This window comes from Candidatus Limnocylindrales bacterium (assembly GCA_035559535.1).
Lineage (GTDB): Bacteria > Moduliflexota > Moduliflexia > Moduliflexales > JAUQPW01 > JAUQPW01.
This window is the reverse complement of sequence record DATMBG010000050.1, coordinates 37,262-55,267: the sequence shown is the minus strand read 5'-3', so window position 1 is coordinate 55,267 and position 18,006 is coordinate 37,262. Positions and strand designations below refer to the sequence as shown.

General features: G+C 46.6%; 17 protein-coding genes. 6 read left to right on the top strand and 11 right to left on the bottom strand.

What is annotated here, in order from left to right; genetic code table 11:
* The first annotated feature begins 3 nt into the window (after positions 1-3).
* The 4 genes from VNM22_18450 (at position 4) to eno (ending at position 3,298) form a co-directional block, all read left to right on the top strand.
* Positions 4-960 (top strand): isoaspartyl peptidase/L-asparaginase family protein, encoded by a 957-nt coding sequence (locus VNM22_18450; GenBank protein ID HWP49142.1) that lies wholly within the window; start codon positions 4-6, stop codon positions 958-960.
* 197 nt (positions 961-1,157) lie between these two features.
* Entirely contained in the window at positions 1,158-1,376 is a 219-nt protein-coding gene (locus VNM22_18445; protein HWP49141.1) for a hypothetical protein, read from the top strand.
* A gap of 7 nt (positions 1,377-1,383) precedes the next feature.
* The gene (locus tag VNM22_18440; protein ID HWP49140.1) at positions 1,384-1,782 is read left to right on the top strand and encodes a hypothetical protein; all 399 of its coding nucleotides are present in this window, start codon (positions 1,384-1,386) and stop codon (positions 1,780-1,782) included.
* Positions 1,783-2,008: 226 nt separating this feature from the next.
* Positions 2,009-3,298 (top strand): phosphopyruvate hydratase, encoded by a 1,290-nt coding sequence (gene eno / locus VNM22_18435; GenBank protein HWP49139.1) that lies wholly within the window; start codon positions 2,009-2,011, stop codon positions 3,296-3,298.
* A gap of 30 nt (positions 3,299-3,328) precedes the next feature.
* Here the strand turns inward: eno and VNM22_18430 are convergent, their stop codons facing one another.
* Both VNM22_18430 and VNM22_18425 read right to left on the bottom strand, forming a co-directional pair.
* Positions 3,329-4,126, bottom strand: a complete 798-nt coding sequence (locus tag VNM22_18430; GenBank protein HWP49138.1) for a zf-HC2 domain-containing protein — start codon at positions 4,124-4,126, stop codon at positions 3,329-3,331.
* A 9-nt stretch (positions 4,127-4,135) separates the two neighbouring features.
* Positions 4,136-4,708: a sigma-70 family RNA polymerase sigma factor gene (locus tag VNM22_18425; GenBank protein HWP49137.1), complete on the bottom strand. Its 573-nt coding sequence runs from the start codon at positions 4,706-4,708 to the stop codon at positions 4,136-4,138.
* Positions 4,709-4,972: 264 nt separating this feature from the next.
* Here VNM22_18425 and VNM22_18420 point away from each other — a divergent pair, with 264 nt between their 5' ends.
* On the top strand, positions 4,973-6,358 hold the full coding sequence (locus tag VNM22_18420) for a hypothetical protein (GenBank protein ID HWP49136.1): 1,386 nt from the start codon (positions 4,973-4,975) through the stop codon (positions 6,356-6,358).
* A gap of 46 nt (positions 6,359-6,404) precedes the next feature.
* On the top strand, positions 6,405-7,043 hold the full coding sequence (locus VNM22_18415; protein HWP49135.1) for a hypothetical protein: 639 nt from the start codon (positions 6,405-6,407) through the stop codon (positions 7,041-7,043).
* A gap of 264 nt (positions 7,044-7,307) precedes the next feature.
* Here the strand turns inward: VNM22_18415 and cobA are convergent, their stop codons facing one another.
* From cobA to VNM22_18370, 9 genes are all read right to left on the bottom strand, one after another.
* Complete coding sequence (gene cobA / locus VNM22_18410) at positions 7,308-8,075, bottom strand: uroporphyrinogen-III C-methyltransferase (GenBank protein ID HWP49134.1); 768 nt, start codon at positions 8,073-8,075, stop codon at positions 7,308-7,310.
* Positions 8,072-8,881: a precorrin-3B C(17)-methyltransferase gene (gene cobJ, locus VNM22_18405; protein HWP49133.1), complete on the bottom strand. Its 810-nt coding sequence runs from the start codon at positions 8,879-8,881 to the stop codon at positions 8,072-8,074. The genes cobA and cobJ overlap by 4 nt, the downstream gene beginning before the upstream one ends.
* A gap of 25 nt (positions 8,882-8,906) precedes the next feature.
* The gene (gene cobM, locus VNM22_18400; GenBank protein ID HWP49132.1) at positions 8,907-10,889 is read right to left on the bottom strand and encodes a precorrin-4 C(11)-methyltransferase; all 1,983 of its coding nucleotides are present in this window, start codon (positions 10,887-10,889) and stop codon (positions 8,907-8,909) included.
* Positions 10,890-11,005: 116 nt separating this feature from the next.
* Positions 11,006-11,755 (bottom strand): precorrin-2 C(20)-methyltransferase, encoded by a 750-nt coding sequence (gene cobI / locus VNM22_18395; protein HWP49131.1) that lies wholly within the window; start codon positions 11,753-11,755, stop codon positions 11,006-11,008.
* A gap of 41 nt (positions 11,756-11,796) precedes the next feature.
* Positions 11,797-13,113 (bottom strand): precorrin-6y C5,15-methyltransferase (decarboxylating) subunit CbiE, encoded by a 1,317-nt coding sequence (cbiE, locus tag VNM22_18390; GenBank protein ID HWP49130.1) that lies wholly within the window; start codon positions 13,111-13,113, stop codon positions 11,797-11,799.
* Between the two features lie 58 nt (positions 13,114-13,171).
* A complete protein-coding gene (locus tag VNM22_18385) occupies positions 13,172-14,257 on the bottom strand; it encodes a cobalt-precorrin-5B (C(1))-methyltransferase (protein HWP49129.1) in 1,086 nt (361 codons plus the stop codon).
* Positions 14,258-14,315: 58 nt separating this feature from the next.
* Entirely contained in the window at positions 14,316-14,990 is a 675-nt protein-coding gene (locus VNM22_18380; protein ID HWP49128.1) for a precorrin-8X methylmutase, read from the bottom strand.
* Positions 14,947-15,909, bottom strand: a complete 963-nt coding sequence (locus tag VNM22_18375) for a sirohydrochlorin chelatase (GenBank protein ID HWP49127.1) — start codon at positions 15,907-15,909, stop codon at positions 14,947-14,949. Before VNM22_18375 ends, VNM22_18380 begins: the two co-directional genes overlap by 44 nt.
* A 31-nt stretch (positions 15,910-15,940) precedes the next feature.
* Positions 15,941-17,995: a putative cobaltochelatase gene (locus tag VNM22_18370; protein HWP49126.1), complete on the bottom strand. Its 2,055-nt coding sequence runs from the start codon at positions 17,993-17,995 to the stop codon at positions 15,941-15,943.
* Between the last annotated feature and the right edge of the window lie 11 nt (positions 17,996-18,006).

Sequence of the window (18,006 nt, the reverse complement as noted above, 5' to 3'; positions counted from 1 at the left end):
TCTTTGAACTCGATCAAGGAAAATTCTGTATATTTACCCGCCCTCATTGTGCATGGAGGTGCGGGAAGGATAAATGATGGACGGTTACAGGAGCGGGAGATTGGATGCCGTCAGGCTGTCCTGGAGGGATGGCGAATACTTCAGGCAGGAGGAACGGCCCTGGATGCGGTGGAGAGAGCTGTGGTCGTTCTTGAGGATAACCCTCTATTCAACGCGGGTAAAGGGTCTGTTTTGAATCGAGATGGCGAAATAGAAATGGATGCCGGGATTATGGAAGGGGCCGGACTCAGGGCGGGGGCTGTAGCAGCAGTTAGAAATGTAAAAAATCCCATCCGACTGGCCAGACAGGTCATGGAAAAAAGTGAGCACGTGCTTCTGGTCGGTGAAGGGGCTTTTCGATTTGCCCAGGAAGTAGAGCCCGGTCTGGCTCAACCCTTGTTGTGTCAAAAAGAGGATCTGATAACGGAAAACCGACTGAAAGAGAAGTTGTCATCCCATAACCCCCAACGGCCTATAATAAAAAACCTGGAATCCCAAATCATCCACGGAGAAAAGGATACAGTAGGCGCGGTTGCCATAGACAGGAACGGATGTATTGCAGCCGCCACTTCTACCGGAGGTATTTCGGGTAAATATCCGGGTCGTGTAGGGGATTCTCCCCTGATAGGATGTGGGATCTATGCAGATAATCAATCGGGGGGGATTTCCTGTACGGGTCATGGTGAATTTATTATTCGAGTTGTATGGGCAAAGAGTGTAGCCGATTTTATTCTAACCAGGAATTGCTCTGCACAAGAAGCCGCTAATCTGGCCATTGACCTTCTTTATACCCGAGTTCAAGGCTTTGGAGGACTCGTTTTAATCGATCGATGGGGACAAATCGGCTTTGCCTATAATACCCCGCATATGACCTACGCCTTTATAAAGGAAGGAATGGAAAATATCGTATCCGGAATCTGAAAAGTGAGAATATAACAAAAAATGTTGAATTGGTTCCTTTCCATAGCATAAAATTCGTTTTAATGAAAATAAAAGTCTGTTTAAAATGTAAAAAAGAACTTTCAAAGAATACTTTTTCTCCTTGGGATGCCCGTGCTGGATATAGAACCTTTGATTTTTATTGTGAAAATTGTATGCATCTCCGGGAGATAATCGATGTGAAACTTCCCTGTTCCACCAAAGGATGTGGATATAGTTTATTCTTATCCCACCTGAATCTGGTAGACCTGGATGATAAATTGTCTGCACTGGAAATGGAAATTCTGCTGGAACATTTAAAAATCTCTCAGCCATGTCCCAAGTGTCATCATCCGGGAACCATTGGAGGATATTATATTCCGCTGTTAGAAACATCTGAGGCGGGGGAAGGCAGGTAATAGCTTTATGGACAGAAAACTTCCTGTTATTTTAACCGTCATTTTCCTTTTGCTGCTAGTCACCATGTCCATCAATCCCTATTTTTACCTCGTCGTGTGGGTAATTATCTTCTTTACGGCCATCATCACCCTTTTTTCTGTAGACCTTTATTTTTCTCGAAGATCCCCACGAAAAAGACCCGAAGAAGAACTGAACTGGGACGAGACCCTGTGGGTCAAGGAAGTATGGCCCAAGAAGAGATCCCAGAAAAAAGTTGAGGAATTAGTATGGGATGAAAGTTTCTGGGATAAGAATGTCTGGAAGGAATTAGAAAAGTATGAAAGATCACGAAAGTGGTATAATCGAATTGGACTGGGATTAGTTTGGGAAAAGGTAAAGCGGTTAACGAAGGACGACGAGCCGTAGGTAGTGGACCGTGGACAGTAAAGATCACGAAGAAGGTAAGAGTATGGGCATATGGAAGTAAAGTCTTCCACACGTCCCTACCCCCATACCTTTATGCTCCCATACTTTAAGAAGCAGACGAATCTCTTCCTCCTTTGTCTTGAACTCTTCGACCTGACGTAGGACAGGCCTGGAAGCGAGTGGAAGATTGCCGGGTCCACCACCCACGGCTTAATGGTTTAAATCTATGAGTGAGATCATGGATCTTCATGCCAGAGAAATTTTGGATTCTCGAGGAAACCCTACCATTGAAGTAGACGTTTATCTAGACAGTGGAGCGATGGGACGAGCTGCCGTTCCTTCCGGAGCGTCGACGGGAGAACGAGAGGCTGTAGAGCTCCGAGACGGCGACAAGAACCGTTATATGGGAAAGGGGGTTTTACAGGCGGTTGCCAACGTAAATAATGTTATTGCCGAAGAGATTATCGGCATGGAAGCTCTAGATCAGATTTTGGTAGATCGAAAACTGATCGAAATGGACGGTACCGAGAACAAAAGCCATTTGGGAGCTAATGCCATCTTAGCCGTTTCCCTGGCTGTGGCCAAAGCTGCAGCGGAGGAAGTAGGACTGCCTCTCTATCGCTACCTCGGAGGGGTCAATGCCCATGTGTTACCGGTACCTCTCATGAATGTTATCAATGGAGGGGTCCATGCAGATAACAATCTGGACTTTCAAGAGTTCATGATTGTGCCGGTAGGAGCTTCCAGTTTTAAAGAAGCCCTCCGTATGGGTGCAGAAGTCTTCCATCACCTGAAGAATGTTTTAAAAAGCAAACAATATAGTACAGCGGTAGGGGATGAAGGGGGATTTGCTCCAAATCTCAGATCCCATGAGGAAGCCATGGAAATACTCCTGGAAGCCATCCAGAAAGCGGGTTATGAACCCGGCAAGCATATCTATTTAGCCTTAGATGCGGCCGCCAGTGAACTTTATGTAAAAGAAGAAAGTAAGTATCTATTTAAAAAGTCGGGGGGACCTACCCGAACCTCTGAAGAAATGGTCCAATTATACAGCGAATGGGTCGAAAGATACCCCCTTATCTCCATCGAGGATGGAATGAGTGAGTCTGATTGGCGGGGATGGGAGCTTTTGACAAAGACGCTATCTAAAAGGGTTCAATTGGTGGGGGACGATCTCTTTGTAACCAATCCCCAAATTTTACAGGAAGGAATTCAAAAAGGAATTGCAAACTCCCTACTGGCTAAACTCAATCAAATCGGTACACTTTCAGAATGTCTCTCGGCGATTTCCATGGCTCAACGGGCTAAGTATTCGGTCATCATATCCCATCGGTCCGGAGAAACCGCCGACACAACCATTGCAGATCTTGCCGTGGCAACCAATTGTGGGCAGATTAAAACGGGTTCTTTAAGCCGAACCGACCGGGTAGAGAAATATAATCGTCTTTTACGGATCGAGCAGGAATTGGATCGTGCAGCCGTCTATCTGGGATTAGAAGCCTTTTCAAATATCTAAAATGCAAAATGTAAAACAAAAATCGGTAGCTTAAGAAGCGGACCAATCCAGAAGTTGATGGATGTTTACATTCTCCGGTAGATCTGAAACCAGACAGTAAACTAATCCCCGATAGTTCCAGTAGATCCCTGTGTATCCATCCACCTGATAGAAATCAAAATCGATATCCTCAGGAGTATTCCGGGCAGTTTCCTCTATCTTAGGTCTCCATGCCTTGGTCACAGCCAGAGAAATAGGATTACCATTTAACTCATATATAATTAAAGCCACCCGTTCTCCTTGAAAGCCGGTTAATCGTCCCCCCAGCAGCTTGATATTTTTATCTCGAAAGGAAGGGAGGAGAAGGTTAAAGTTGATTTTATTTTTAAACCACCGAATTACCTCTTCGCGGTCACTGCTTTGGATTTCAAGGGGAAGTTCTTGTCTCAAATAATCTTCATAATCCCGGGTAACAGCTCTCAGAAAATCAGTATTTTCTCCGGAACCAGACGGGAATTTTTGTAGGAAATAAAGCCCTATGCCGATTATCCCGGCAAGAAGCAGAACCCCTGCCAGGATGGATCTGGCCTTAAGGATAGAAGGTTTCTTCTGTTGTGGTAGTTCAGCCTTTCGCAGTTTACTTCGAATACTCAACTCCAATCCCGGAGGAACTTCTTCTCGAATCTCACTTTCCTTAATTAAGTTTAAAAACTGTTGCCGCTTTTCAAAGATTTCAGAACAGCTTGGACAGGTGGACAGATGGTTCTGGATTCGTCGAGTATCCTCTTCGCTAAACTCCCCATCCAGGTAAATATCTAGTAAGACCTTGACCTCTTCACACTCCTTCATAGGGTTTCCTCACTCCTCAGGGGGTAAGTTTTTCAATATCTTCTCCTTCAGAAGTCTTCGCCCTCTGGATAACCTTGACATGACTGTTCCAACAGGCAATTCCGTGATCTCGGCTATCTCTCGATAACTAAATCCATGAAAATCCCTTAATATCATAACAGTTTTATAGGGTTCTGGTAAATGGTTTAAGGCATTTTTAATATCTTCCAGCTTAACTCTGGTTAAAAATTTTTGCAAGTCTTCTTCTGTCGAGTCTAAACAAAGGAAAGAATTTCTAAAATGGGTTGGGTCTTCATTAATATATCTGGCCTTTTCCATCTCCACGAAGGTGTAGCGGTTCTCTGCTTTTTTACGGGAATCTATAAATAGATGATACATGATGGCAAAAAGCCAGCCCTTGGCATTTGTCCCAGGTTTAAACTGGTCAAACTTCTCAAAAGCACGAAGGTAAGTCTCTTGGGTTAGATCCTCTGCGTCATTTTCATTTTTGGTGAGTTTCCTGGCAAAGTTATAAAGGTCTTTCAAATAGGGGAGGGTTATTTGTTCGAAAGTTTTAAGTCGTATATTTTTACCGCCAAACATACCTGCCTATTCTTCCTCGGTTAACTCAAACCTCGGTAACTGTGGCACCTAATTTCTATTAATCAAAACTTAACTTATAAGGTTTTGACCATTTCATCAATGAAAATTTTTCCTTAATTCGGGAATAAAAGTCAGAAACTTCGTTTATTTAGATAGAAAATCATTCTCCCACCGGTTAACTGATGAGTTAACCAGTATCTGGTTTACTTAATTTTGAAAAGACTATTCTGTCGAAACCTTAGTTTGAAGAGGGAGGAAACCTTGATGAAGGGATTACAGAAATACCAAATAGCCTTTATAGTTGGAATGGGGATTCTTATCTGTATGGTTCAGGAAGCTCAGGCCATTCCTGCTTTTGCACGTAAATATAACACCTCCTGTGCAACCTGCCATGAAGCCTTTCCACGGCTCAATGCTTTTGGGGAGGCTTTTCGACTCAATGGATACAAATTCCCCAATAACGATGCGGCTTATATCAAGCAAGAACCTGTTACTCTGGGACAGGAAGCCTATAAGAAACTCTGGCCCAAAGCCATCTGGCCTTCCGATATACCTGGGTTTCCCCCAGTGGCCCTGAGGATTATCTCGGATTACAACGTAGATACAGGTGGAACTAAGGAGGCCCGGAGCCAATTTGAGATGCCTCAAGAAATAGAACTCCTTGCCGCTGGAGCTATGGGAACCAGTCTCTCCTTCTTTACAGAAGTTGAATTCGAAAGTGAAGAAGAAGAAATTGAAACCGAGTTGACGGGTTCGCTTCAGTTTGAGAACCTTTTAGGACCTAAACATTTACTTAACCTTCGCGTAGGTAAACTGGGAAGACATGAACTGGAGCTCTTCACAGCCCGAGACAAGAATAGGCTGACGTTCAATCCCTATCTTTACAGTAATTGGACCTTACCTTACCCAGAGGGGTTCTCTACAAGAAATTTGTTCCAACAAAGTAATCTACAACCCGGCATAGAACTTAATGGTTTTGGAACCCGCTGGCGCTACGCCATCGGTGTTGTAAACGGTAATAATGGGAGTATCGAGGACAATAACTCCCAGAAGGATGTCTATGCCCAGTTAGCTTTGAAGTTTAAGGGTCTTGGATTTGATGGCTCAAGCAGTAAACAGAAGGAGGAAGGGGGTACCTCAGGAACAGGCGGCTGGCAAGATGATTCTATCATTGCCAGTTTATTAGGCTATCGTGGAACAGCTTTAGTCAACCTGACAGGCGATGAAGTCGATAACCGAAATGATGATTTTTGGCGATTTGGTATCGGCATTCAGGGGAAATACCGGGACTTTAAGATCGGAACCGGCTATATCTGGGGAAGCAATGGCAATCCCTATGGAACCCTGAGCGACAAATCTGTCGACTCCAGGTCCTGGTTTATTGAGGGGGAATATTTCATCTATCCCTGGGTGATACCTTCTCTGCGCTATGAAGCCCTGAGCCTGGATTTACCCGATGTTCCGGGCTTGCAAAGGGATCAAGACCGGGCAAGGTTTATAACCAGCCTCACCTTCCTTGTGAGGGCAAACGTGAAAGTCTTAGTGGAAGGGCGCTTTGCAACCAAAGATGAACGTTTCACAAAGGCAACTCCGGCAAGCAGCAAACATAGTGATGATGCAGTTGACCTGAGTTTGGATTTTGCTTTTTAGGAATCTTGGTGCCTAAAATTACCCTTAAACTCATATGAGAGGGATTATGAAAACTTTGACAGGGCTCAAAGTAATATCACTTTTTGGGTTAGGAGTCTTGATGGTTCTGCTCCAGGTACTTCAGAGTTCTAGATTACCGGCCCAAGGGGAAGAAAAAACGGGAACCCTAGTGGGCGGGGTTCAACACCCTTCGATGAAAAAGTACCCCGGCGTGGTTTATATCGAAGAGATACCGGGTAAAGAATTTAAACCGCCGGAGAGACCTGTTGTGATGAATCAGAAGGAGAAAACCTTCATTCCACGCGTTCTACCCATCTTGGTGGGAACCCAGGTCGACTTTCTCAATAGTGATAGCTTCAAGCACAGCGTTTTATCTCCCGATGGTGAGAAATACAATCTTGGCTTCTTGAATAAGGGTGAAAAGCGGAGCTATACGTTTAAACGACCTGGGGTTTATACACAACTTTGTTCGCTTCATCCCGAAATGGTGGCCTACATAGTAGTGGTCAAAACTCCTTACTTTGCAGTAACGGATTCAGACGGCAAGTTCAAGATTGCCGATGTCCCCATCGGAATCTGGAAACTTAAGGTGTGGAACGAGCTCCTCACACCGAAACAGATAGATAAAACCTATGAGGTGAAGATCGAAGAGGGTAAAGAAACCTCTGTAGCGCTTGAACCTTGAAACAGTAAAATTGAGATACTGAATTTCTTAATAAGGAAAAGTCCATTTGTTAAGGTTATAGAAAGATAAATACTATGTGATTCCCCCTCACCCCCAATCTCTCTCCCGAAGCTTCGGGAGAGGAGGCACCTGGGGAATCGGCCCGGAAATCCATCGGCTCCTTTCTTCTGCAGCGTGGGAGAGGGACCGAAGGTAAGGGTCGCTTAAAAGTCAAACAAAATTAAGTAAACGGTGTAATACCTTAAAAATTTTTAAAGGAGTTTCCTACGTTTTACCGAACCAATTCAATTTCTTGTGTAATTGGACGACCTCGCCGATAATGATCGTCGTAGGAGGTTTGAAGTTCTGCTCGACGGCTTTTTCGACGATATTTTGTAAGTTCCCTATGGCCACTTTCTGTTCGGCTACTGTACCCCATTCAATGAGGGCCACCGGAGTCTGAGGGGGCTTACCGTATTCCAGGAGCTGCTTAACGATGTAAGGGAGATTTCTAAGCCCCATTAAAATGACTAAAGTTTGTCCTTCCCGAGCCAGCAAGCTCCAGTCGATTTGAAATTCGCTCTTATGGGAGCTTTCATGGCCCGTTAAAATGGTAACCATGGAACTATAAGATCGATGGGTAACGGGAATTCCGGCATAGGCAGGAACGGCAATGGCTGAAGTCACCCCGGGAACTATTTCAAAGGGGATTCCGGCCTCGGCCAGAACTTCTGCTTCCTCCCCACCCCGACCAAAAACAAAGGGATCCCCTCCCTTCAATCGGGTTACGATCTTCCCGGATCTTGCCCCCTCAATCATCTTCTGGTTAATTATTTTTTGATCGGTCTGGAAGTTACTGGCCTGCTTACCTACATAGATGATTTCGGCCCCCGGTGCAGCATACCTTAATAACTCTTCAGAAGCCAGGTAATCATACAAGATTACATCGGCCTGTTGAATACATTGGATCCCCTTCAAAGTAATAAGTCCCGGGTCTCCAGGGCCTGCTCCAACCAGATAAACTTTACCCATGGGTTTTGCTTCTTCATTCATTTTTTGAAATTACCTGAACCCTCGAAACCATCTCCGCAGGAGGAGCCGGAAAACCTCCTGGGAGTCACCAGCCACTCATCCAGAACCCACGTCGAGCGATTTCCAATAATAAGAACCGTTGACATATGAATCGGATGGTGGATCATCTTTTCCAGAGTTGTTATCACTACCTCTTGTCCCTCTCGATAGGCATTACTTACAATCCCCACCGGGGTCTCCGGTGATCTATAACGAAGCAAAATACGTCGAGCTTCTTGAATTTGCCAGGTTCTCTGGCGGCTTTGAGGATTATAAAGACAGATTACAAAATCAGCCTGGGCTGCAGCCTGAAGTCGCAGGGCAATTTGATCCCAGGGAGTTAAAAGATCACTCAGGCTGATACAGGCAAAATCGTTCATGAGTGGTGCACCCAGCAGAGAAGCCGCTGCCTGCGCGGCTGTAATTCCGGGTATGACCTCAAGGGGAGGTAACCGGGTTTTACTCTCCTTCCACTCGGATAAGATCTCAAAGACCAATCCTGCCATGGCATAAATTCCTGCATCTCCACCGGAAATCAGTGCAACGATATTCCCCTCGCAAGCCTTTTCAATTGATAAACGAGCCCGTACCCTTTCCTCTGTAATTTCCTTACGGATGATCTGCTTACCCTCCAGTAACGAAGACCCGGCAGGATCCTTAGCAATCCAATCGATATAAACACGATAGCCAATAAGAATCTGACTTTCTTCAATGGCTCTCCGGGCCGCATAGGTCATATGTTCCAGGCTACCAGGGCCTATTCCTACCAGATAAAGTTTACCGTTCATAAAAATAAACCGATCTTCCAGACAACTACCCAAAATCAATTTCTGCAATGGCCAGGGTTATCCGATCATAGATAGATTTCTCTACTAAAAGCCTGGCCTTCTGACAGGGTGATTGACGTTGGGCGCTTAGCAGGGCGGCAGGTTCACAAACTCCCCATACTCCTATCTGTTTAAAAACGACTTCAGAGGGATGGGGAAGATCTTTAACGGTGTTAATTTGATCCTTACTAAATATATCGAGGGATAAACGATATTTCTCACTGAAAACTCTCAATCCCGTTTCCTCTTTTTTTAAGTCTATAGTAGCCAGATTTCGGATACTCTCAAAGGCCAGTTGATGGCGTTTTAATAAAGAAAATAAGGCCTCTTCTACCTCCTCCGCAGAGATACCCCGGGTACATCCGATTCCGACCACAAGACTTTTAGGTCGATAGATTACCACAGGACACAAAGGGAGAAGGGAGGAGGTCCCGGGTACCGTTTTATTTTCCCAGTGTGTGATCAGGATCAGCGCTTTGCAATCTGATTTTCTCAACTCTTCCAGTTCCGTATAAAGACGAATATTCCCCGGAAGGGGTTGATGAGAAGACCACCAATTTCGCTCTCCGGAATCCTGATAAATCCCTACAGGTTCCCGATTAATCACCGCAGCACTCACCGGAGTTATCTGGTCCGGGTTAACCAGATGCCATCCCCATGGTTTACCCAGTAAATCTACGGCCAGGGTATCATGAACTTCCGATGCCGTGGTAATTACGGCCTGACCACCCAGTAAATCGGCAATTTGTCGGGCGAGTTGATTGGCCCCACCTAAATGGCCTGAAAGGACACTGATGGCAAATCTCCCCGCTTCATCCACAACGACTACGGCTGGATCTGACCGCTTATCTCCGGCTAACTTCCCTAGAGCTCGAACTACAATGCCTAGAGGCATACAAAGTACCAACCCCCGATGGGATGTGAAAATATCTTGAAGCAGAGAAATAACCGAACCGTTATAAAATACAACACCCTGCAGTTCTTTGGACAAAATAACCCTTTGCCTTACATCTTCAGGTAAATAAAGCTGGCTATCTGGTAACAGATGATGAAGCTTCCGGGCTAATTCGGCACCGGGATAACTTCGGGCAATAATTCCCAACTCTCCGAAAGGAAGTTCAGAGGATTTTAGTCCTGCCTCTTCCCCTTTCACCTCTTTACTTTCCCATTCTTTTCTTAAATCGGTTTTACGAAAAAGGTGGTTAAAGGTACGATCATAAAGGCGGGAGGTTTTAAGGTCTTCCCCTCGATCCCTGTCAAGGTCGATTAACGATTTCAGGGCAGGTCCTACCAAAATAAGGGCTTGTTTGGTAATTCTGCTCCGGATAACTTCTTCGGCAACCCGATCCAGAGTGGTTAGAATAACCTGTTCATCGGGCCAGGTAATCCGGTACAGGACCGCTACCGGAGTAGTTGGACTATAACCTCCTTCTCTCAATTCTTCTACAACTTTTCGGATATGAGAGGCACTGAGAAAAATAGCCAGGGTGGTTTGATGGACCGCCAATTTTCTTAATTCCTCCTGGGGAGGCATCGGTGTACGACCCCCTATCCGGGTTAAAATAAGGGTTTGAGCCACTTCTGGAACCGTCAATTCGATTCCTAATCTTGCAGCAGCGGCAAATATCGAGCTAACCCCCGGGATCACTTCATAGGGAATCCCGGCTTCATTTAAACGGACGATTTGCTCCTGAATGGCCCCGTACAGGCTCGGATCTCCACTATGGACCCGGGCCACTATCTGACCTTCCCGGGCAGCCTGGATGATTTTGGCCATAATTTCATCCAGATGAAGGTGAGAACTCCCTTCTATCCTGGCATCGGATTTTGCAAATCGACGGATCTCAGGGCTAACCAAAGAATCTGCGTACAAAATAAAATCGGCCTTTTCCAAAATCTGTTTTCCCTTTACCGTCAGATATTCCGGATCACCCGGTCCAGCTCCAATAAAATAGACTTTTCCTTTCACAAACCCAAACTGTCAGGACCCCACCCCTACCCTCCCTGTACACGGGGAGGGAGAAGGAGGGGCTATGCCCGTACTCCGGTCGAAAGTTAAAATTGTAACTTCCGGCCTTTCGACCTCTATTTCTTGATGATGAGTAAAGAAAGGTAAGGAAGCTCCCTACCCCGTAAGGTTCTAAGGTCTCGTACCATACGTTCTTCTGGAAATCCTACTTTCTCCACATAGATGGTATTTTCTAGCAGACCTAACTCCTCCAGAAGGTTCAAGACTTTGTCAAAAACCCGGTGAATCTTCATTAACACCACGGTATCGAATTGTTCCAGGGTCTGGCGCAGAAAAGGAGAGATCGGGCCCGCACGACCCGCGTAATCCCCGAATTCCCCTTCCTCATAGGTAGCCGGTAGAATAGCTACCCGTTCCTCGGCTACGGCCAGAGGCCACTGGACCCAGGCAGAAGCCGCTTGAATAGAAGAGATCCCCGGGATCACTTCAATGGGAATAGAGGGGCTTCGACTTTTTAAAAGCTTGAAAAGATAAATAAAGGTTCCATAGAAAAAGGGATCTCCTACCAGGATATAAACCATATCTTGTCCCGCTTCCAGAACCGGGATAACCTTCTTAAGGATCTCCTCCCAGGCCGAATTGAGTCGCTTTAAATCTTTCGTCATGGGTAGCGGAAGAAAAATAATTTTCTGGCGCTCCGGATTGATATAGGTCTTAGCAATTCGATAAGCCTGGCTTTCCGTTGAAGAATCTTTTTGAGGAACTAAAATGACCGAAGCGGACTGAAGTCGGCGTAATCCTTTAAGAGTAATCAACTCAGGATCTCCAGGTCCTACTCCAACTGCATAGAGAGTGCCATAAGCCATGATAACGCACCGGGGAGCTTTTTGAAGCGCAAGACCAGGAACTAATTTCCGGGTCCCCGCGCCTCGATGTCTCCGGGTCTTTCATTTCGTGCGGACACAATAAAAACCGGATCTAGAGGGACTAATCGCGTCATATCCAGGATTTCTTTACTCCGGGCGATGGAAACCTGGGTAATTTCTGGAATCCAACCCTGAGCTCGAAGACGTTCCATCACTTCATAAAGCCGCTCTAAAGAGATCAGGTTGAGAACCAGGTGACCGTTTGGACGAAGCCGGGAAAAAATCATATCCAGAATTTCTTTCATTTTTCCCCCACTTCCACCTATAAATACGGCATCGGGTGACGGCCAGTCTCGACAGGCTTCCGGCGCCCAACCTTCGGTCAGGTTAATTCGGGTTATTCCAAACTTAGCACAATTGTTCCGGATATGCCGGATACACTCTTCGTCTTTCTCCACCGCAAAGATCTTCCCTTCACGGGCAATCCGGCTTGCTTCGATGGATAGAGAACCACTCCCTGCACCGATATCCCAGACTATGCTATCCTCCCTTAACTGCAATTTAGCCAGACTGATGACCCGAATCTCTTGTCGGGTCATCAATCCCTTTTTTGCAGTAAATTCCGTATCGGGAATTCCCAAAACGGAAAAAGCAGGGGAAGAGAAGGATATGGGATAGATAGATGCGGACGATTCCCTTCTTTTCTCCTCCTCTTCCCTTCCCCTCTCATCTAAAAGGATGAGAATATTCAGGGGATCGAACGATTGATCCGGAAGAGCTTCCAGAGTTGTTTCTACAATTCGTTCCTGAACCCCATCCAAATGTTCACAAACCACTGCCCGCCGTTTAGAAATACCGGCTGCCAGAAGAGCTTTGGCGACTACCCCTGGGGTATGATCAGGATCTGTAAAAATGGCTACTTTAGGATGTCGTCGAACAACTTCAATGATGGGATCAATGGGTCGACCGTGCACACTAACTACCACGGCATCCTGCCAGGATTCTTTGATACGTGCAAAGGCCAACTGCACGGTGGTAACATTGGGAAAGATTTCTATCCAATCCTTGGGTAAATGCCGACTAAGATAACTACCAATCCCATAGAAATTAGGGTCTCCAGAGGCCAGGACAACAATCTGTTTCCGGGTAGCTTCTTGCTTCAAATATTGAGTCAACTCGGCTAAATTGTTTTTGATCAGCCACCGTTCAAATCCGATCGAATGCTTCGGCTTTACCTCTGAAAAAAGGGCCAGGTGTCGCTCTCCACCGCATAAAACCTCGGCAGATTGTATACGATCTAACACTTTAACCGGCAGACCAGCCGGCCCTGCATCGGTGATACCGATAATACTGATCACATCCAGTAGTCCTGAGTGCGGAGTGCGGAGTTTTTACTCAATCCCCAGAACTCAACACTTAGGACTCGGTGCTGGCATGTCCTAATACTTTTCCGTCGAAATCAAAGAGAATAACTTCAACGGTTATCTGACCTTGGATATAATCAAAACATTGTTGACAGACCCGCCGACAGATGAGGGGGAAGACCTCTTTAAGGCCGTGTGCCAGAGCGATTTCCATGAAATGACGGGCCGTATTACCCGTTCGAATTTCCATCAGAACAGACTCGGGAGCCCCACACTGTTCGGCTATATTCGCTAAAAAACCAAGGTCCACCTGATTTCCGGCAACGTGGGTTTGAAAATGTCCCTGGGCAATCTTTGAGAGTTTTCCAATCATTCCACAAAGCGTTACCCGGGCCAATTTATTCCGAACACTGGCTTTTAGAGCATCTCCTGTAAAGATGCCCATATCTACAAAGGCCATTTCGGGCAGATCAGGTCGAAGCTGTTGGGCAAATTTTTCGCTACTACTCCCTGTACTCAACACAATTTCCTGACAGCCATTGGCAGCGGCCACATTAATAGCCTGAATCACACTGGCCCTCCACGAGGCCGTAGAGTAAGGCTTAACAATTCCTGTGGTACCCAAAATCGAAATCCCTCCCAAAATGCCTAATCGGGGATTGGTGGTTTTTTTCGCCAACTCCTCTCCCTTCGGAACAGAAATGGTAACGCAGACCCCACGGGAAAGAGAGGAAGAAGTAAGGGCCTCTTCCACAGAGTAGGTAATCATCCGACGCGGAACCCGATTGATGGCAGGCCCTCCCACCTCTAGTCCCAATCCCGGTTTCGTAACCGTACCGACCCCAATCCCGCCTCGAATTTCGATACCCGGTTCCCCCCGCCAGGTTACCGTGGCACAAATTTCCGCGCCGTGGGTTACATCGGGATCATCGCCAGCATCCTTGATAATACCACAATGAGCCTCCTCAGGCGTTATGCGCCAGTTTATCGGCTGAAACGTCGCAGTCCGATGAATTGGGAGCCAAATCGTTACCGTTTCTACCGGCTTTTGCTGTTGTAAGGCCAAAGTGGCCGCCTTTGCCGCTGCCGCAGCACAGGATCCGGTCGTATAGCCGGTACGTAAACCCCTCTTTTTCATACTCCTGGAAAAAGAAAAGAGGAAGCGTTTTATCCCTCTTTCCTCTCCTTCTTCCCCTTCACTTTTTCGTTCTTTCTCCTTCTACGGCCAGTTTAAGAAGCGCATTGACAATGGCTACCGCAACGGAACTACCCCCTTTGAACCCGGACGTAGTAATCCATGGAATGGAAGTTAACTTCTTCAGAGCTTCCTTAGATTCCACCGTTGAAACAAAACCGACGGGTACCCCGATAATCAACCTGGGATACACTTTTCCCTGCTGAACTAAAGCGATTAATTCCCACAAAGCGGTCGGTGCAGTACCGATGACAAAAATTCCTCCCGAGTTGATCCACGTAGCCGCCTTGCGTATGGCCATCATAGATCGGGTAATCCCTTCTGATTCGGCCATTTTTTGAACCTCAGGGTCGGTAATAAAGCAACGGACTTTTCCACCCAAAGTTTGAAAAAGGATTTGATTGATCCCAACTTCGACCATCCGGACATCCACCACAATATCTTGCCCGGCCCGGATGGTAGTTATTCCGGCATCTATGGCCTGGGGATGGAACTGGAGACTATCCGCAAATTCGAAGTCGGCCGTAGCATGAATAACCTGACGGATAATGGGCCAGGTTGCGGAAGAAAAATCTCTCCCCTTTAATTTCTCTTCTATAATTTTAAAACTCTGGGCCGTAATTTCCTTTGGATCAAGAATCATGGGAATGGTGGGGGTGATGATGGGTATGTCCATGGTCTCCAGGGCCTGTCCGTAAACCATGGGCCAGATCAGAGATCTGAGGTAGACCATAATCTTCTTCAAAGCCGGGCCAGCGTACGCGGTATTTGCAAAGGTCACAATTCATCCGCACTTCCCCGTTTAAAGCTTCCTGGATCCTTTGAAGGAGAACTTCCAGAATGTTGGGGTGCCCACCCAAATGCTTTCCCCACAGGATCTCCACCGCCGGAAATCGCTTCCTTTCCGCTTCGGCCTGCCGGTAAATACGCTGGACCAGTATCCCCGTAAAGAGAAAATAAGGAAGTACAATGATACGACGGGCTCCCAAACGAACACACCGCTGTATACCTTCCGGAACCCGGGGAGAGGTAATGCCTACAAAACAGGTTTCTACCCAACCAAAACCGCGACCTTCCCACAATAAGCGGGCTACTTTGTAAACATCTCCATTGGCATCAGGATCCCGACTACCTCTCCCTACCAATAATACGGCAGTTTCTTTTCGACTCCTGGGAGGTACTGAAGCTTCTACTTCATCTAACCGTTCATCTAAAATCGAAAGAATTCTTGGATCGATACCCAGATGCGGTCCGTAAATAAATTCCACCTGGGGATAACGAACTCGCGATAGATTAATCGAGCTGGGAACATCGGTTTTCATATGACCTGCCGGAACCAGAAACAACGGCATTATAAGGATTCTTCTGACACCTTCGGCCACGCAGTGATCGATGGTATCGAGGATAGGAGGATCGGCCAGTTCCAGAAAGCAAGGTTTGACGACTTGTTCTCCAGAATGGAAATGGATCGCCTCCAGAAAATCAGGTTTTTGATCCCTTATAACTGCCTGAACCTTTGCGGCAAACTCCCTAAACTCATCGGCTCCTTCATCATCACGACTGCCATGTCCAACGAGCAAGATGATATCTTTCATGGATCTCCGGGCCATAAGCCCTACTCAGCATTCAGTACTTAGTAGGGTTTAGGGTCCCTCGAACGGCCTTTACCAGACGGTTAGCAACCAGATCCTCCAGATGGAGATACTGACCGCCTAAAGCTGTCGCAATTTCCCGTAGAATACTTAAACGGATATAACCTTGTTCCGTATCGATAATCAAAGATCGGATACCCTGCTTTCGGATTTGCTTTGCAAGAATTTTAGCTTCGGCTAAGGGATCTCCTCCGTATAATGAGACGTTGGCGCGTCCATCTGAAATAAGGACCAATAAGGGAACTAGCTGTTTATCCCGCATTTTCTGCTGTTGAAATGTTATAAAAGCCCGGTAAAGCCCTTGAGCTAATGGAGTTCTTCCCCCTGTAGGCAACTGACGTAAGTACTGTTCTGCCAGCTCCACACTGTGAGTCGGAGGAAGGACTAAGGAAGCTGTATCTCCCCGGAATGTAATCAAACCTACCCGGTCCCTTCGCTGATAAGCATCCAACAATAGAGACAGGATAGCTCCTTTGGTAGCCACCATTCGGCGATGGGATCCCATGGAACCACTGGCATCTACCACAAACAGAATCAAATTTCCTATTCGGGTTTCCCGGACCTTCTCCCGAAAATCCATGGAATGAATGAGCCATTTGGGACGTGGAGACACCGAGACGCCGAGATGCGGAGAATTCTTTTCTGTGTCTATCTGTCCGTGCTTCCACACTTCCAGATCCCTGCGTCTTTTCTGATAGGGAGCAGCCGCTCGAAGGGTCGCATCCAGGGCCAGATCCTGGATTCGCTCCTTAGGTATAGCTGAACCGATGTAATGTCCTGTTCCTGAGCTTCCATAGGTTGTGCTCCGTCGTCCATATCCACTCCGTGGAATTTTATCTTTCACCTCAGTGGAAAAAGGTTTAATCGGGAAGGGTGTACCAATCTCAAATATTTTCTCCTCCACATGATTCGTCGTTGGTTGCCTGTCAGTTGTTGTCTGTGGAGGATCGGCCATCTGGGGTTCTTGAGCTATTACAGAGGATGATGAATGGCTAACTCCAGACAGCGGATTACGGACGGCGGATAAAAGCTGATCCCGATTAAATTGGGACTGTTGAAAAGGTTGACGCCGTTGTCTATGGAGTAAGACCAATTCTGCCGCCTCCTGAATATCTTCTTCAATGACCTCTGTACGACCCCTATAAGCCGCCAGGGTACAGGCCGTTTTGTACAGTACAATATCGGCCCTTAATCCATCTACTTTATATTCAATACAGATCCGGGTAAGCAAACTTAGATTTGCTTCACTTAAGCGGACCTGAGGAAGTAATTGCCGGGCTTTTTGCAGGCGGATACGTTCCTGCTCTTCCGATGAAGCCCATTGTTTTCCAAATTCAACAGGGTCGGTTTCAAAAGCTATTCGCCGTTTGACCACTTCCATCCTTTGGGATGGATCTTGAAGACCTTCTACCTCCACAGCCAATGCGAATCGGTCCAGGAGCTGAGGGCGTAACTCTCCTTCTTCAGGATTCATGGTCCCTACTAAAAGGAAATGTGCTGGATGTGCAAAGGAAATTCCTTCCCGTTCCACAAAATTAGTTCCCATGGCTGCGGCGTCCAACAAGACGTCTACCAAATGATCACTGAGCAAATTGACCTCATCGATATAAAGAATTCCCCGGTTAGCCGCTGCAAGTAATCCCGGTTCAAAATGTCGTTGTCCTTCCTGGATCGCTTTTTCCAGATCTAACATCCCTATCAAACGATCTTCGGTAGCTCCAACGGGTAATTCTACTATCCGTACAGGACGACGAGTTCGAGGTAAAACCTCTCCTTTAGCCATCCGTTCTGCACAGTCCAGACAAAAACGATCGGGACGATCTGGATCACAGGAATAAGGACAATCGGCGACAACGGTAATCTCCGGTAGTAGATTAACCAAAGCCCTTACGGCGGTTGATTTTGCAGTACCTTTCTCACCGCGAATTAAAACCCCTCCAATTTGCGGATTAATGGCATTCAACAGCAAGGCCCGCTTCATCCGGTCTTGACCGACCAGTGCGGTAAAAGGAAAAATCGGTCTGTTCATCCACTGATAGT

Bases quoted from the DNA above. Each gene is read 5' to 3' on its own strand.
- VNM22_18420 (HWP49136.1), top strand. From the start codon at position 4,973: ATGAAGGGATTACAGAAATACCAAATAGCCTTTATAGTTGGAATGGGG.
- VNM22_18385 (HWP49129.1), bottom strand. From the start codon at position 14,257: ATGAAAAAGAGGGGTTTACGTACCGGCTATACGACCGGATCCTGTGCT.
- VNM22_18375 (HWP49127.1), bottom strand. From the start codon at position 15,909: ATGAAAGATATCATCTTGCTCGTTGGACATGGCAGTCGTGATGATGAA.
- VNM22_18440 (HWP49140.1), top strand. From the start codon at position 1,384: ATGGACAGAAAACTTCCTGTTATTTTAACCGTCATTTTCCTTTTGCTG.
- VNM22_18415 (HWP49135.1), top strand. From the start codon at position 6,405: ATGAAAACTTTGACAGGGCTCAAAGTAATATCACTTTTTGGGTTAGGA.
- VNM22_18380 (HWP49128.1), bottom strand. From the start codon at position 14,990: ATGGACATACCCATCATCACCCCCACCATTCCCATGATTCTTGATCCA.
- cobJ (HWP49133.1), bottom strand. From the start codon at position 8,881: ATGAACGGTAAACTTTATCTGGTAGGAATAGGCCCTGGTAGCCTGGAA.
- eno (HWP49139.1), top strand. From the start codon at position 2,009: ATGAGTGAGATCATGGATCTTCATGCCAGAGAAATTTTGGATTCTCGA.
- cobA (HWP49134.1), bottom strand. From the start codon at position 8,075: ATGAATGAAGAAGCAAAACCCATGGGTAAAGTTTATCTGGTTGGAGCA.
- cobI (HWP49131.1), bottom strand. From the start codon at position 11,755: ATGGCTTATGGCACTCTCTATGCAGTTGGAGTAGGACCTGGAGATCCT.
- VNM22_18370 (HWP49126.1), bottom strand. From the start codon at position 17,995: ATGAACAGACCGATTTTTCCTTTTACCGCACTGGTCGGTCAAGACCGG.
- VNM22_18430 (HWP49138.1), bottom strand. From the start codon at position 4,126: ATGAAGGAGTGTGAAGAGGTCAAGGTCTTACTAGATATTTACCTGGAT.
- VNM22_18425 (HWP49137.1), bottom strand. From the start codon at position 4,708: ATGTTTGGCGGTAAAAATATACGACTTAAAACTTTCGAACAAATAACC.